Origin of the sequence: Psychrobacter maritimus, assembly GCF_904846345.1 — a bacterium.
In the GTDB taxonomy this organism is placed as follows: domain Bacteria; phylum Pseudomonadota; class Gammaproteobacteria; order Pseudomonadales; family Moraxellaceae; genus Psychrobacter; species Psychrobacter maritimus.
This window is the reverse complement of the sequence record NZ_CAJHAJ010000007.1, coordinates 135,236-151,606: the sequence shown is the minus strand read 5'-3', so window position 1 is coordinate 151,606 and position 16,371 is coordinate 135,236. Positions and strand designations below refer to the sequence as shown.

Sequence of the window (16,371 nt, the reverse complement as noted above, 5' to 3'; positions counted from 1 at the left end):
GTGACGAGATCGAAATCGTTGGTATCCGTGACACGCAAAAAACCACCTGTACTGGTGTAGAGATGTTCCGTAAACTGCTTGACGAAGGTCGTGCAGGCGAAAACTGTGGCGTACTACTACGTGGTACCAAACGTGAAGACGTACAACGTGGCCAAGTACTTGCTAAGCCAGGTTCAATCACCCCGCATACCAAGTTTGACGCTGAAGTATACGTACTGTCAAAAGAAGAGGGTGGTCGTCACACACCATTCCTAAACGGCTATCGTCCACAGTTCTACTTCCGTACCACTGACGTAACTGGCGCAATCCAATTACAAGACGGTACTGAAATGGTCATGCCTGGTGATAACGTTGAGATGGGCGTAGAGCTTATCCACCCAATCGCTATGGACAAAGGTCTACGCTTCGCTATTCGTGAAGGCGGCCGTACGGTAGGCGCTGGTGTTGTTGCTAACGTACTTAGCTAAGCATTAAAACACTAACGCTATTAGAGCAATCTGATAACGGTAAGCAGTAAGAAAAAAGCCATCCTTGTAAGAGGGTGGCTTTTTTTGTGGGCGCTTTATCTTGAAGTCAGATGATTAAGTAATAATAAACATTTAAGATAGAACGAGTGTTATTAAATTTAAGTGAACGTAGATAAGAATAATAAAAGGAAAAGCTGTGTTTATTATCGAAAAGCTAACAACCCATACAGCAAAGCAGCAACAAACGATTGAAGCCGTGGCAAATATCGAATTACTAGTACAGCCGCACGACGCATGGACGTATCAGACGCTAGTTGAGATGCTTGCGCAAGACAGTATGCATATGCTGATGGTTTATGAACAAGAAGATAAAGCCGATAATAATAAAGCCGTCGGCTACTGCCTCTATCAAGTTATTTTTGAGCAAGCAGAAATATTGCGTATCGGCACCCATCCTGACTATCAGCGTCAGGGTATCGCCTCGCAAATTTTTGCACAATTAAATGAAGAGTTAATAAGCAATCAGGTAGAGAGCTTATTATTAGAGGTGCGGGCAGATAATGCGCCTGCGATTGCTTTATATGAGCAGCAAGCGTTTGCCGTGATTCATACGCGTAAAAACTATTATCAAGTGCCACACCAGCCAGCAGTTGATGCGTTAATTATGCAGCGCGTTTATGTTTAATAGTTATAATTAACGCTGATGATTCTGCTTGAAGATAAAGTTAATATGTTTGCCGGTAACTTGACTAGGGTTGTGAGGGTATTTTCTTTTTACAGATTTCAACATTGAGCTTATAATCACTGTCTGCTTTCATGCGCTCAAGAACCTCAATACGTTCAGCCAACATCTCTATCATTAAGCCAATGGTCGCTTGCTGTTTTTTAACTTGGGCAAGTTTCTGCTGGGTAAGACTTAGCTGTAAATCAATATCGAGCTGGCCATCATAATAATCATTAAGGCTATCTTTGATTTCAGTCAGCGTAAAACCGATGGCTTGGGCGCTTTTAATAAGCTCAATACGCTCAACGCACTCTGGATGAAACTCGGTATAAAGCCGTGACCCTGCTTGGCGTTTGCGAGATTTTAGTAGCCCCAGTTGGTCGTAATGACGAATGGTATCTTTGGTGGTATTGGCCTCGGTCGCCAGTGTACCAATCAATAAAAATGCGGTATCAGGTGCCATGCTAACCTCGTAAGTAAAATATTTAACTTACTTATTGTATAAATGATGATTGGAAGCGTTGTTTAAAGCTATGTTTGTTTAAAGCTATGTTTGTTTAAAGATAGCTTGTTTAAAGTTATATTGGAAAGCAATAAATACGCTCACTATCTAAACCGAGCAATTTTGCCTTGTTAATTTGCGTTATATTTTTAATTGCCACGGCTGTGGTTTATCAAGTAATGATACGGCTAGAGGTTGATGAGAGCCTTTTTGCCATTTGACTGAACGGCTGCCAATAAGGGTATCTAACTGCGCTAAAAAGTCAGCACGCGGCAAGGTTTCAGCGCCCAAGCTCAACAGATGCTCATTTGGCAACTGACAGTCTACCAACTCGACCTTGCTTTGGGCACATAAACGCATCAAGCCCCAAAAGGCGAGCTTTGACGCATTAGACGCAATATGAAACATCGATTCACCAAAATAAATACCGCCTATCTTTAAGCCATATAAACCGCCAATCAACTGCTGCTGATCATCCCAAACTTCAATGCTATGCGCAAAGCCTTGAGCATGCAGCTCGGTATAGGCGTCAATCATCTCGCTATGAATCCAAGTATGTTCGCCCTCGGGCAGCGTGTCATTGTTACCGTCGCTACGCGGTAGACTACAAGCATGAATAACGTCATCGAACGCTTGATTCAGGGTTAATTGCCAACGCTCGCGACCCGCTTGCTTGCGCAGCGATTTACTGGGCTTATAGTCAGTGGGCAGCATAATACAGCGCGGCTCTGGACACCACCAAGCGATAGGTTCATCTTCATTAAACCACGGAAATAATCCCTGCGCGTAAGCAGAAATCAGCGTTTTAGGCGCTAAATCTCCGCCAACGGCAACGATACCAATGTCATCAGGATCAACCATCGTAGGGTCAGGGAAGTTGTAACGCCCAAGACTTCTGATGTGCTTACGGAAGGTCTCAGGCGTTATATCAGTCGCATTGACATCGATATCAATGCGACTGTCTTCTTTAGCAAAGTTGCTCATTTATGCTTCTTTATCAGCAGTCAATGTCGACGCATACGTATGATCGGTTGCAACCGTCTCACCGATAGCATCCAAGTATTTCTCGGCATCAAGCGCTGCCATACAGCCAGTGCCCGCAGAAGTAATGGCCTGACGATAAACGTGGTCGGCCACGTCACCAGCGGCAAATACGCCTTCGATACTGGTTTGAGTGGCATTACCATTTAGGCCACTATTAACAACAAGATAGCCGTCTTTCATCTCCAACTGGCCTTTAAACAACTCTGTGTTTGGCTTATGGCCAATGGCGACAAACATACCCATGGTATCTAATTGCTTGGTGCTGCCATCAATCATAGATTCTATGATTAGACCATTGACGCCCATATCATCGCCGACCACTTCTTTAACTTTATGGTTCCATTCGATTTTGACGTTACCGTTTCGGGCTTTCTCAAACAGCTTATCTTGCAAGATTTTCTCAGAGCGCAAGCTGTCGCGGCGATGGACTAAAGTGACTTCAGAAGCGATGTTTGATAAATATAAAGCTTCTTCAACGGCGGTATTACCACCGCCAATAACGGCGACTTTTTGGTCTTTATAAAAGAAGCCATCACAGGTGGCACAAGCCGATACACCTAAACCACGGAATTTGGTTTCTGACTCTAAGCCTAAATACTGCGCAGAGGCACCCGTTGAGATAATTAGGGCATCACAAGTGTAGCTGCCGTTATTACCAATCAAGGTAAAAGGACGCTCATTAAGATTAACCTCATTGATATGGTCATAAACCAATTCAGTACCAAAGCGCTCGGCATGGGCTTTCATACGATCCATAAGCGCAGGACCGGTTAAATCATGAGCATCGCCCGGCCAGTTATCGACCTCAGTGGTGGTGGTCAGCTGACCGCCCACTTCCATACCAGTCACCATCACAGGCTTTAGGTTGGCACGTGCAGCATAAACGGCCGCGGCATAACCGGCAGGACCTGAACCTAAAATAATCAATTTTTCGTGGCGTGGAGCCGTATTATCAGTTGCCATAAAATTTCCTTGCTAGCTATCAAAATAAGAGCGATTAGAATGAAAGATATAAAAATTAGAATGATAAAAATGCGTCGTATAAATGACAAATATTATAAAAGATAGTCGCTAAAAGTAGCTATGAATATGGTTTTTCTCATTGCTATGTGATAATAACATAAGGGCAGATAGCAAAAAGTGCAAGTTTGCTAAAACGAATATGGGTATCATTAGAATCAAAGCATCATAAGCTTGAAAATATGCCTGAAAACATGCCAGCTAAAAATACGGCATCTAAAAATACTGAATTAAAAAGCAATGCCTAAAAATAATCATATTTCTTTTAGCGCTCAGTCATTTATTACGCAAAGGTGTGGCGAATGTTCGGTTAATGAGCGCATTTTTTGCTAAACCACTGATAGATTTATTTTCTTACCCTCTTTCTTGATAACACTGTCGCCACTACGCCTATGTATTTGTTATTATAAGAAGTTATGCAAGGGGTAGTAGTAGCTAGAGTAAGTGATTTACTTATATTGGTATATTGTCACTTATCAGCATAAAACCATTTCAGTATAGTAAGCATAACTAGCTTTATTCATAAACTGGCGACCATTTAATATTAATAACGAGTATTAACAACAAGGCAGATCTTACGTGATATCAGCACCACTTATTGAGTATTTAAAAAAGGGCATATTTACCCTGCTTGGGTTAATACTGGCGGTTTATTTATTCGTCATTTTGATGACTTATACCGGTAATGATCCGAGCTGGTCGCACATCAGTAGTGATATGACTGCCGTGAATAATATGGGCGGCGAGATGGGCGCGTGGCTGTCAGATTTGCTCTATAGCTTCTTTGGTTTTGGAGCTTGGTGGTTGCTGGCGTTTTTGGTTTATGAGTCGGTGCTGATTTGGTGGGATAACAAACCAACGTTTTGGTTATTGCGCTTAGTTGCCTATGTGTTTTTGCTCTTAAGTGCCAGTGCCTTGTTTGCGCAATTGGTAGCCTTAGTACAGCAAGTGGCAGATCCGATGGTGTCCGGGCTCAAAGGCGTTGCTGGTGGTATTATTGGCCTTGAGTTGCAAGCACGTTTGGCACAGCTCTTATCGCAGTGGGGCAGTGTGACCTTTTTAACGGTATTTGTGATAATTACCGCGACTTTTGCCTTTAATATTCATTGGCTGGCGATTTATCAAAAAATTAAGACATGGTCATGGCGTGATGCTGCGCTCCAAGATAATGATAGTAAACGCGATAATAGACAAGCCGCGCAGACAGCGTCTGAACAACAGCAAAATGATGAAAGTGTGAGCGATGAAAAAGCGGCGGCAGCATTTGAGCAGTTACCATTAGATTTGCCAACTGCTGACCATGCAAATCATGCTCAAACAGCCGATAAAAGCGGTCGTTTTAATAACGTGTTGAAAGATTTTTTAGCGACGTCGGGTCTAGGTGCTAGCGTCAAAGCATCCATGTCGGCCGCGGCAGCAGTGGCACAAACTGCAACCAGCAGCACAGCGCAGGATGAGCAATTACAAACGGCTTCAGCTAATGCAAGCAGTTTTAGTCATGTTAACCAACAGCAAGTGTCAGCGCCTGCCGCAAATCCTGTGATGGCGCCTGCGCGCAAAGTTGAACCAAGTTTTGCTTGGAATGATGCCGATACGGTCGATGATTTGTTGGCAAGTGAGGCCATTGCTGGTCAAGATACGTTTGTTTATGATGCAGCTGCTGCTTCAAACACGAACGTCCAAGGCTTCGATAAATATACTGCAGCGCCTAATACTTCTGATAATACTGTTAATGATGCTGCTGATCAAGATGAAATGACAGAAAGCGTTGATAGTTTAGCAGTCGATAGCTCAGCAGTTGATAGCTTAGTTGATGCTTGGCTAGCAGAACATGCGGCGGCTCCAGTCGCGCCTGAGTTAGAAGAAGATAAAACCTTGATTGAAACGCCGGTATTAGACACCTCGTTTGACACAGTGATACAGGAACAGAAAGCGGATCATTCATTAGATAATAATTCATCAAATAATGTGGTTGCTGACTCAATAGATGAACTTTCTGAAAGTTGGTCTATCGAACAACCCGATTCTTCTTATGATACTGAGCCTTTAGCTAAGCCTGAAACAGTCAGTACATCGGCAGTAGATTTTGCTGCGCCAGTCGATGCAGTTGGTGACGTTGCTAAAGTTACTGATATGACACCGACCAATACGCCGCCTGCCAATCCTAAACTCGCGCCGACAGCAGCAACTGGTCTTACAGCAACTGGTATTACAGCGACAGCTAGCGTTGCACAAACAAATACTTCGCCGGTCACCGCCACTAAACCTACGGTAAGCTTTGCGGTGCCAGAAGGCGATAGTAGCAATCATATTGCTGACATGATGCCAGAAGATGACAGTCGAGCTGACCTGCCTGTGATGCCGCATATTAGTGATGATGCCGCCTTCAGTCAAAAATCACGCTCGATGCAAACGGCTGCCTATCGCAGTAGCCTTACACCTATCCCTGAGATTTCTATTTTAGACAAGCCTGACCCTGACCGTAAGCCGAGCTATACATTGGCTGAGCTTGAGCAATTATCGGAATTGTTAGAGATTAAGCTGCAAGAGTTTAATGTAAAAGCGTCGGTGGTTAATGCCATCCCAGGGCCGGTAGTAACGCGCTTTGAAGTAGAGCTTGCTGCTGGGGTAAAAGCCAGTAAAGTGACGGGCATTTCACGCGATTTGGCGCGTTCGTTATCGATGGCGTCCTTGCGTGTGGTCGAGGTTATTCCGGGTAAGCCGTATATTGGTATTGAGGTGCCAAACAAGCAGCGCGAAATGGTACGTTTGATTGAGCTGTTAAATACGGAGAAATTTAACGATCCTAAAGCCCAAATCAGTATGGCGATGGGTAAAGACATCGGCGGTAATCCGATTATTACTGACCTTGCTCGTGCGCCGCATATGTTGGTCGCTGGTACCACAGGCTCTGGTAAATCGGTCTTGGTCAACTCGATGCTACTGTCGATGCTGCTAAAATATACGCCGAATGAGCTGCGCCTTATTTTGATTGATCCAAAACAGCTTGAGCTTGCCAACTACAACGATATTCCGCATCTGCTAACGCCAGTGGTCACTGATATGACGGAAGCGGCCAGTGCCTTGTCATGGTGCGTGGCAGAGATGGAGCGCCGTTATCAGCTGATGAGCTTATTAAAGGTGCGTAAACTTAACGAGTTCAATAAAAAAGTCATCGCTGCTGAAAAATCGGGCAATCCGATGCTGGATCCTTTATGGCGTCCCAATGATAGCGTTAGTATTAGCCAAGCGCCAAAGCTAAAAACCTTGCCGATGATTGTCATTGTCGCCGATGAGTTTGCCGATATGATTATGCAAGTCGGTAAGCAAGCCGAAGAGCTTATCACTCGTCTTGCACAAAAATCGCGGGCAGCAGGGATTCATTTAATGCTTGCCACCCAGCGTCCGTCGGTCGATGTCATTACTGGTTTGATTAAAGCCAATATTCCGGTGCGTGCAGCGTTACGGGTGAACTCAAAAGTGGATTCACGGACTATTCTAGACAGCGGCGGTGCTGAAGATATGCTTGGTAATGGTGATATGCTGTTTTTAGGACCAGGGCAAATTGAGCCTGACCGTGTGCATGGCGCGTATGTCAGTGATGAAGAGGTCAACCGTGTCTGTGACGCGTGGCGTGAACGCGGTGCGCCCGATTATATTGATAATATGGCGGGTAATTTTGAATTAATGAGTCCTGGCGGTGGTGCTAGTGCAGCCAATGCTTCTGGCGAAGATGATGACCTTTATAATGATGCCGTGGCATTTATTATGGAAACGCGTAAAGTATCAGCGTCTAGTATTCAGCGTAAATTTAGTATCGGCTATAACCGCGCCGCGCGTATCGTTGACTCAATGGAAGAGGCTGGCTTGGTCAGTTCTATGGGTAAAAGTGGTAAGCGTGAACTGTTGATGTAGCGCTTAGATATCATTAGATAGCAAAAAGGACGAGTGACGAAAGTGACTCGTCTTTTTTATTGGGAAAAGATGATATAGGCGATCCGCTATAAAATGAACGCAGAGCTACTGGTATTCATTTTGCGCAGCCTCTGTCTGCGTAGGCACAGCAAGCAAGGGAAATTAATACCAGTAGCGCGTTATAATACTTGTACTTATTTCATTTAGCCATTTTTAGCCCATTTAGATGACTATCGATTGAATTGAGGACACGCCCTAATACCCGAATGACTAATGAGTTTGTTTATCGATTATAAACAGCGGCTTTTTATACTAAACTGGTGATGGTTTAGCAGATAAATATCCATAAATTCTAAGAATACACCTTAACGCAATTACTCTCCAAGGAAGGTCAGTTATGTTTAAAGAATATACCCAATATGATGCGATAGCGCTGGCAGCATTGGTCAATGCAGGGGAAGTCAGCGCCAAAGAATTGCTCGATGCAGCAGTTGAGCAAGCCAATCAGCTTAATCCTAAATTAAACGCTATTATCCATCGTTTTGATGAGCGCGCTTATGCCGCGGCACAAAAAGGCTTACCAGCAGGCGTATTTAACGGCGTGCCTTATTTACTCAAAGACTTATCTTTCTATTTTGCGGATGAGCCAATTACCATGGGTAGCCGTAGCGTCAACATCGTGCCTGATGATGACAGTGAAATCGTTAAACGCATGAAAGCCAGCGGCGTAAATACTTTTGGTAAAACCAATACGCCTGAGTTTGGTTTGATTATTACCACTGAACCAAAAGCGCATGGCGCCACCCATAATCCGTTTAAAAAAGGCTATAGCTCTGGTGGTTCATCGGGCGGTAGTGCAGCGGCTGTGGCAAGTGGTATCGTACCGATGGCAGGCGCGGGTGATGGCGGCGGTTCAATACGCTTTCCTGCTGCATGGTGCGGCGCGTTTGGACTCAAACCTAGCCGTGGTCGTAATCCGATGGGTCCAGCCATTGGTGAAGGCTGGGAAGGAGCGGTTGCTGATCACGTAATTACGCGCTCTGTACGTGATAGCGCAGCGATGCTAGATGCGACTAGCGGTGCGGAAATCGGTGCGCCTTTTATCATTGCCCCGCCCGATGGGACATTTTTGCAAGCAGCGATGCGCGCACCACGGCAATTAACCATTGCCCTGCATCAACAGCCATTGGTGGCCAATGCCGTGGTTGATAAAGAGGTACTCGCTGTATTAGAGCAGACCGCTAAGCAGCTAGAAGCCATGGGACATCGCGTGATACCGGCTGAGCCTAATATCAATATTGAGCAGTTCTGGCATGATTTTTTAGTGGTAGTCTGCGCCCATACCGCCTTTACCATCGATTATGTCGAGCGCTGCTATGGCGCGCAGCATATCCAAAACCTTGAGCCACAAACCTATAATATGGCGATGCTCGGACGCTCATTATCCGCCGTTGATTTGGCGCATGCTAAGCATGGCTGGCATCATAGCCAATATCAAACCGGTCTATTGCTTGAAACTTACGATATGATTTTGTGCCCAACCGTACCGACCCCTGCCGTTAAACACGGCGTGCTACCGCCAAGCCGTATGGATGAGATGCTCATGCGTAGCGCAGGTTTACTAAATAAAGGCATTGATATGGGCAAATATGCCTTTAGCTCAGGCGTGATTGAAAAGCTTAGCTCACCCGTACTCGGTAAAATGGGTTTTACTTTATTAGGTAATGTTACGGGGCTACCAGCAATGTCATTGCCTGTTGGGATGAGCAAAAAAGGCTTGCCGATTGGTATGCAGCTGATTGGGCGTATGAATGATGAAACGACGCTATTTAGTATTGCTGGTGAAATGGAGCGCGCGGGGTTATTTACCAAACCTGCCTTTGAGAAGTAGTCTTATATGCTCGAAATGATTTCTAATAAATGTATTTTATAAAAAGCGTTTTGATTAAGACAGCTTAATCAAAACGATAAATATCCATACCCAAGCTATGGTGCGCCATGCTTTGGTGCACCACAGAGACGCGTTGACCCGCACCTAAAGCAAAGAATAGCGGTAGTAGGTGCTCATCGCTTGGGTGTACGTTTTGATAATTAGGATACTGCTGCCAGTCTAAGGCGCTCGGAATGTCTGTTTTAAGTTGTTGCAATAACCAGACTTTAAAGTCTCTAGCAGTTTTATCGATACTTTCTGCTTGCCAGCGTAGTGCTTGCAAATTATGGGTGATACTTCCTGAGCCAATCAAGAGGATTTGCTCGTCTCGTAATTGCGCCAGTTGCGCGCCCAATTGATAACAAGCGACACTGTCATAATGCCGTGGTAGCGATATTTGCACGATAGGGATATCAGCTTCTGGATACAGATGCAAAAGCGGCGCCCAGACCCCATGGTCACTAACGCGCAAAGGATTTACGCGGCAGGTAATACCGCGCGCCGTCAATTGCTGTGCCAAGGTTTCAGCAAGCGCTGGTTGTCCGGCGGCAGGGTATTGCAAATCATACAGCTCAGGCGTAAAGCCGGAAAAATCATGCCAAGTTTTTGGTTGTGGATTGCTACTGATTTCAAGCTTTGCCGACTGCCAATGCGCCGACATAATGATAATAGCGCGCGGCTTAGGTAAATTTTGCCCAATGCGTGCTAGCGCGCTAGTAGTTGCTGACTGCTCGATTGCAAGCGTCGGCGCCCCATGCGAGATAAATAGCGCGGGCAATTTTGGTCGCTTCGATACTGTCGCTGCCCTCGATATCGCAGGCGCATCTGCCCAAGCAGCCGCTGCCGTGATAGGCGTCGGCTTTGAGTTCGTTAGATGTTGGCGCTTGTCATCAGCTTGCGTATGAGCGTTGAATGCTTTAGGTACTGCAGGTTTAGGATGTTTCATGTAGCATGTATTAGGGCGCGCGCCTATATTTCAATCTGTTTTGCGATTACGATTACTCATTGTTTTTTAGGTAATGCAGTTATTCTTCTATAGCAAATAAACAATCTTTGTAGGCATTTTAATTACTACTTTTAATTACCGCGGTGATAAGGATGATTATGATTGATACTCATCGCCCGATAAAGCTGCTCCATCAGTACCACGCGCACCAGTGGATGCGGTAGGGTCAGCGCGGATAACGACCATTTTACATCGGCTTTTGCCAATACTTCTGGCGATACGCCGTCAGCACCGCCGATGACTAGGGCAATATCGTCGCCTTGCTGCATGCCATCGGCCAATTTATCGGCCAACTGTTCGGTAGAGAGCATCTTACCTTTGACATCCAGCACCCAAAGTTGCTCACGCCCTCCTGCCGCATGGGCGGCTAATATTGCCTGACCCTCTTGCTCACGATATTGCGCCAAATTGGCATCTGACGGATTTTTGGCGCGTTTTGCCGCCGCAATTTCTACGATTTCGGTGCTAAGCATCGGTTGAATACGTTTGAAATATTCATCAAAACCGGTCTGTACCCACTTGGGCATTTTATTACCGACGGTCAATATTCTTACTTTCATAATACATACCACTTTGATCATTGAGTAAATGTAACAAAAGAATTCTGCGCTTAAGTTATTGTAACAAACAGACCTTTTACAACGCATAATTTTGTGCTTTACTAGCATTCGACAAACAGTTGTTCTTTATTTTACCGGTTTTTGCTTATCATTATGAAACTCTGCACTATAAAAATAGTGGCAGAACGTTAAAAGCAATAAAGTAAATGAACAAGTAATGACCCAAGCTATAAAACCAGTCATAAAATAACGAGCAACACTGTGAGGTCTTTATGATAAACCAAAAGACAGTTTGAAACATTTTTTTAAACGAAAGGAGTCGTTCATGAAACGCACTATATCAAGTCTAATTGCCCTTAGCGCAGGCGCGCTGCTCTCTACTTCTGTGTTTGCTGTTTCGTTAAATGGCACGCAATGGCAAACCATCGATGATAAAACCGGCGAAAAAAAGGCCGTCATTCAGTTAACGGAAAGCGGCGGTAAAGTGTCAGGGAAAATCATTAAAGTGCTGAATAAAGAAAAGGCGGATGCGCTTTGTACCAAATGTCCTGGTAGCCTAAAAAACAAACCGGTTGAAGGCTTACAGATACTCTCAGGCTTAAAAGCGGATGGTAATAACCAATGGAGTGATGGCAAGCTGGTCGACCCTGAATCCGGTAAAACCTATTCTGGCAAATTGACCCTAAGTGATAATGGTCAAAGTCTAAAGCTCCGCGGCTTTGTCGGTACCCCAGTCTTTGGTCGCTCGCAAACGTGGCAGCGTATTAAGTAGTTTCCGCACTAGAATTGTTTTTGATAAATAACGATTATAGCGGTTAGTAATCATTGAAGTTAAAAGCAAAGGATAGTCGATTTATAGCGGCTATCCTTTTTTATGTTTTAGCTTTTATCAATCTTTAACTTTTGCCAATTATTTTACATAAGCGGGGCGATGGTTTCTGATACCGTGTTTTCTTCGCTTTGATGATTGTCATTGTTATCAGAAGAGGTAGGTTTTGGAATAATGGTCAGCTGAGCATCCGATTCAAAAACGATGGCCTCGACATCATCGAAATTGTTCACCCCTTCAGAACGCATAGCACATTCAAGCTCTTGACGGGTCAAGCGCTCAGCACGCATCGCATCGGGTAAAAACTGCCCTTGATAAAAGACAATACGCGGCTCGGATAAAATAAAGCTGCTAAATTGCGGTGAAATAGAGGCGTATTTGGTGACCAAAAACTGCATGACATACAGCACCAAGATAGAGGATATACCTTCGATAAGTGGAATGTCTTTAAGCAAAATAGTGCTGGCACCGAGTGAGCCAATCATCACGGTGACAATCCAATCAAAGTTATTAAGCTGCGAGGTGGAGCGTTTTCCAGAGACTTTAGTGATGATGACAATCAAAACGTAAACCGTTACCGCCGTCAGCACGATACGTCCGAGCTTGTCTATATTGTCGAAAAAAAGCATGTCCATTGCTTGAGCTCCTATTGATTGTTTATGTCACTTAAATACTACTTAACATGAAACCTTATAGAAACAGCGTACCGTAATTTACTCATGCATAGGACAAAAACTTTGTATGCGCTTGGATAGTGATAAATAGGTAAGGTTACTGGCTATTTAAAAGCGCTAAGTATTTCAATAATAATTAAATGGTTTTGCGCTTAGGGTCAAGTAAGCGATTGACGGCCCAAATGCTAATACGCGCACTGACCAAGCTCAGCACCAATATCATGACCAATGCTGAAAGCAGTGGTAGTGGCTGCTGCATGCTCATCTCCATCAACACTTCACGGCTCACCGCATCAAATAAGAAAAACCAGATGCCCAAGAAATAAATAATCGTCAGTAGCCAAACCACTGCAACGCCGCCAAACATTAAGCGGTTAATCTCGCCTCTATCTAGCGCGCGCTGTTGATGTTTGATAAATTTATGCACGGCAATATAAGCGCCGATGACGATAGAGATGACTGTGACCAATTGCGAGTTTAAGGCAAGTTTGGTTTGAATTATCATAAATATGGCGCTGGCAAGTATATAACCAACGGCAAAAAAACCAACATATTGCGCCATCTTAGGTTGAGTGGCTTTTGGGCTTGATAGCGGTGTCTTGCTTCCCGACTGACTAGCTCCTGACCTACTGGGAGACTTGCTAAGCTGCGTTGGTTTACGTGACATAAAATGACCTTTATAAAGGGGTGAGCATAAGGTTTTAAAACAAATAGCGCTAGAAAAATAGCAGCTAATACTCCATTATCAATGCTGCGCCGTCCAATCAAGCATCGCATCTAATACAGGTCTAGCAGTATAAGCGTTGAGTGCTTGGTCGCTATTAATCAATCCGACCACTACATAATCCTGTCCAGATAAGCCTTTAACATAGCCTGCCATCGAGGTAACGTTATTTAACGTGCCGGTTTTTATCCAAGCGCGACCGATGGCTTGCGATTCGGGCAAGCGCTCACTATGGGCGCTAATCGTACCACTGACGCCAGCGATACCTAATGAGCTCACGTAAGCATCAAAGCTTGGTTGCGCATAAGCGTAGGTTAATAGCTCACTTAAATTTTCGGCACTGATGGTACAGTCGCGGCAGAGCCCTGAGCCATTGGTTAAATGGGGCGGCGGCGTAGTCAGCTTGGTTTGCCACCAATGATTGATCGCTTGTAGCGCTTGTGAATAATCGGTCGCTGGTGGCTGACCAAATTGATATAAGCTCGTTGCTTGCTGATGAATGACTTTATCTTTATCAGTGCTTTCTTGATTAACGTCTACTTTATTAACGCCCGCTTTATCAGCGTTTACTTTATCGCTGCCAGCTTTATTAATACCATTTCTATTAATACCGGCTTTATCATAAGCGCCAATAGAGAGTGCCACTTGCTCAGTCATCACATTATTAGAGAAGTGATTGATATCATAAATCTGCTGGGTAAGGTTTAAAGAGGGATAACTGACAATAGGTAACGGCGATATCGCAATAGCGGCCAGACCGCGTGGCGACTTACCTTCTTTAATATTTTTATTAGAAAGGTAAGGTTTTTCTTGGCTGATGACCTTACCAGTTAATGTGTTGCCAAGCGTCTGCCATTTAGAAGCAATGACGCGGGCGGCGAAATCTTTGGCATCAGGATAGGCGACATAAAAAGCATGCTCACCGCAGCTATCGGGCAGATTGGCATTGAGCGTCAGCTGGGTCGGTTGCCACTGCGGCGCTAGGCTATAGCGCGCTTGACCGCAGGCAGCTGAGCGTATATTTATCATACTAGGCAATTGATAATTTGCCAATTGCGGCGTATAGGTCAGCTGTGCGCGCGTATTATCTAGCGGGTAGCTTTGGATACCGATACTGCTAAAGTTAACCAAAAAACCATCAGGGCTGGCGTTATAAGGTCGTAGCGGTGAGCTATCAAAGGCAGCAGGGTTTTTTGTCACATTTTTAAAGATTGCGCTATCGACGATAATATCGCCGTTAATATGGCGAATACCAGCTGTTTGCACTTTATAAAGTAATTGCTGTAAGCGCTCGTGGGTCATTTTTGGGTCGCCACTACCTTGAATAATCAAGTCGCCATAGAGCTTATCGCCGATGATAATGCCCGTATGATAAACGCGGGTATGCCAGACAAAATCAGCGCCCAAAGTATCTAAAGCAATAAAGCTTGGAACCAGCTTCATGGTGCTGGCAGGCGTGCGCGCGATATTGGCTTGATGGCTTAGTAATGGCGAGAAAGAGATTTTAATATTGTTAGTCGTAACGTTACTGCCATTATTTTCACTATTCTGATTAGGCACTGAAGATGTTGATTGTCCATCATCTGGCAGTAGCGAGGGGCTGCTCTCTAAACTTTGATAAGTATAAGGGTCATCGGTATAAGCATGGAGCTGTTTTTCGTGTTGCTTAATCGTCTGCTTCTCGATAGTAACCAACGGGCTTTGATACACCGTTACTTCTTTAGGCTTATTATTTTGAGTTGCTTGTCTTTTGATGCTATCAGGGTCAGCAGAAACATTATCAACACTTAATGATTTTGGCTGGCTATCGATGTGAGAGTTGCTAATACCTTGCTTAGGGCTATTAATCACCTGAATCGGCGCAGGCAAGCGACTGGCATTTTTATCGCCAACTGGCGTAATGACGATACTGATATCGGTAGCGCTTAGGTTCGCTCGCGTGAGCGCCGCTTGAATCGCTTCTGGCAGGGCAGCTTGCGCATATAGTGGTGTCAACATAGCACTGGCAAATAATGCTAGCGTGGATAACGTGGCTAGGTACTTAGCAGGCTGATTCAGCGAGCATAACGGCTTAATAAAAGGCGTCAATTTGGCAGTAGTAGTAGGGCAATTATTAGTTTTAGAAGTGGGTAGCATGAGCAGTCTATCATCAGGTGGCAAAAACACCCTATGGTAACATGAGTTGCTATTTTCGCGTAGGTACAGCCTTTGCATAAATGCAGCGTACGGCTAAAATCTGTCAACAGGCTTAAAGGTAATGGTTTAAAAGTTTTTGAGTGGAGAATTATCAAAGTTATAAATAATAGTGCTTAATATGTATTTTTTTAGTATTTATCGTTTATTAGCCATCAATTTTAACGCATATGCAAAAACGCCATCGCGGTCATAATGGCATCATTATAAGCATCATGAATGCCAAGCTCAGGAATCTCATAATGCGCTAAAATTTTGGTCAAATGCTGCGATTGATTGGGGTCGCCCTGAGCAAGATTGCCCATGCGCCGACTGTATAACAACCGCACATCAATGATCTTGTTAGGCAATGTCGTACCCATATAGCGCTTAATCAAAGGGTTCAAAAACCCTGTATCTATCTGCGGGCAAAACCCAACTATCGGTCGATTATCAATAAAGGGCAGCAGTAAAGCGAGCATCTCATCATAGCTCATGCCGTGCTCGACATCAGCGGTGCGTAAGCCATGAATCACAATGGTGTCACGGTCAGGCATGACAGGCGGTCGGCAAACCAGATGCAGACCATTGCCCGTATCGATGCTATTGCCATTAATATGAATCGCGGCGACAGACAGCAAGTGATGCTTTTTTGGATTAAGACCCGTCATCTCGCAGTCAATCGCTACCCATTCATTAGCCAAAGGTTTATCAAACATCGATGCCAACTCAGGGCGCTGCAAATGTGTCTTTTGCCAATGAGAAGATAATTGTTTTAGCCAACTCATTTTATTTTTGCTCCCT

At 44.6% G+C, this 16,371-nt stretch carries 14 protein-coding genes; 5 read left to right on the top strand and 9 right to left on the bottom strand.

The window, feature by feature from the left end:
• Both JMX50_RS10720 and rimI read left to right on the top strand, forming a co-directional pair.
• Window positions 1-467, top strand: a 467-nt coding sequence (locus JMX50_RS10720) for an EF-Tu/IF-2/RF-3 family GTPase (protein WP_265088595.1), incomplete at its 5' end; no start/stop codon positions are given.
• 196 nt (window positions 468-663) lie between these two features.
• Window positions 664-1,152, top strand: a complete 489-nt coding sequence (gene rimI / locus JMX50_RS10715) for a ribosomal protein S18-alanine N-acetyltransferase (RefSeq protein ID WP_201629502.1) — start codon at window positions 664-666, stop codon at window positions 1,150-1,152.
• A 64-nt stretch (window positions 1,153-1,216) separates the two neighbouring features.
• Here the strand turns inward: rimI and JMX50_RS10710 are convergent, their stop codons facing one another.
• The 3 genes from JMX50_RS10710 to trxB form a co-directional block, all read right to left on the bottom strand.
• Window positions 1,217-1,654 (bottom strand): MerR family transcriptional regulator, encoded by a 438-nt coding sequence (locus JMX50_RS10710; protein ID WP_201562140.1) that lies wholly within the window; start codon window positions 1,652-1,654, stop codon window positions 1,217-1,219.
• Window positions 1,655-1,834: 180 nt separating this feature from the next.
• Window positions 1,835-2,677, bottom strand: a complete 843-nt coding sequence (gene aat, locus JMX50_RS10705; RefSeq protein ID WP_201629501.1) for a leucyl/phenylalanyl-tRNA--protein transferase — start codon at window positions 2,675-2,677, stop codon at window positions 1,835-1,837.
• On the bottom strand, window positions 2,678-3,700 hold the full coding sequence (trxB, locus tag JMX50_RS10700) for a thioredoxin-disulfide reductase (protein ID WP_201629500.1): 1,023 nt from the start codon (window positions 3,698-3,700) through the stop codon (window positions 2,678-2,680).
• Between the two features lie 636 nt (window positions 3,701-4,336).
• Between trxB and JMX50_RS10695 the strand changes: the two genes are divergently transcribed.
• A complete protein-coding gene (locus JMX50_RS10695) occupies window positions 4,337-7,672 on the top strand; it encodes a DNA translocase FtsK (RefSeq protein WP_201629499.1) in 3,336 nt (1,111 codons plus the stop codon).
• 397 nt (window positions 7,673-8,069) lie between these two features.
• Window positions 8,070-9,563 (top strand): amidase, encoded by a 1,494-nt coding sequence (locus tag JMX50_RS10690; RefSeq protein WP_201629498.1) that lies wholly within the window; start codon window positions 8,070-8,072, stop codon window positions 9,561-9,563.
• A gap of 64 nt (window positions 9,564-9,627) precedes the next feature.
• On the opposite strand, the gene JMX50_RS10685 is transcribed toward JMX50_RS10690, so the two are convergent.
• Window positions 9,628-10,548 carry a DODA-type extradiol aromatic ring-opening family dioxygenase gene (locus JMX50_RS10685; RefSeq protein WP_201629497.1) on the bottom strand — a complete coding sequence of 307 codons (921 nt, stop codon included), beginning with the start codon at window positions 10,546-10,548 and terminating at the stop codon, window positions 9,628-9,630.
• 131 nt (window positions 10,549-10,679) lie between these two features.
• A complete protein-coding gene (rlmH, locus tag JMX50_RS10680) occupies window positions 10,680-11,168 on the bottom strand; it encodes a 23S rRNA (pseudouridine(1915)-N(3))-methyltransferase RlmH (protein ID WP_201624147.1) in 489 nt (162 codons plus the stop codon).
• A 325-nt stretch (window positions 11,169-11,493) separates the two neighbouring features.
• Between rlmH and JMX50_RS10675 the strand changes: the two genes are divergently transcribed.
• On the top strand, window positions 11,494-11,940 hold the full coding sequence (locus tag JMX50_RS10675; protein ID WP_201624145.1) for a DUF2147 domain-containing protein: 447 nt from the start codon (window positions 11,494-11,496) through the stop codon (window positions 11,938-11,940).
• 143 nt (window positions 11,941-12,083) lie between these two features.
• On the opposite strand, the gene JMX50_RS10670 is transcribed toward JMX50_RS10675, so the two are convergent.
• From JMX50_RS10670 to JMX50_RS10655, 4 genes are all read right to left on the bottom strand, one after another.
• A complete protein-coding gene (locus tag JMX50_RS10670; RefSeq protein WP_201629496.1) occupies window positions 12,084-12,632 on the bottom strand; it encodes a DUF421 domain-containing protein in 549 nt (182 codons plus the stop codon).
• A 175-nt stretch (window positions 12,633-12,807) separates the two neighbouring features.
• Window positions 12,808-13,338, bottom strand: coding sequence for an ABZJ_00895 family protein (locus tag JMX50_RS10665; protein ID WP_201629495.1), 531 nt, complete (start codon window positions 13,336-13,338; stop codon window positions 12,808-12,810).
• Window positions 13,339-13,416: 78 nt separating this feature from the next.
• Window positions 13,417-15,609: a D-alanyl-D-alanine carboxypeptidase gene (locus tag JMX50_RS10660; protein ID WP_201629494.1), complete on the bottom strand. Its 2,193-nt coding sequence runs from the start codon at window positions 15,607-15,609 to the stop codon at window positions 13,417-13,419.
• 140 nt (window positions 15,610-15,749) lie between these two features.
• Entirely contained in the window at window positions 15,750-16,355 is a 606-nt protein-coding gene (locus JMX50_RS10655; RefSeq protein WP_201629493.1) for a 3'-5' exonuclease, read from the bottom strand.
• Window positions 16,356-16,371: the final 16 nt, after the last annotated feature.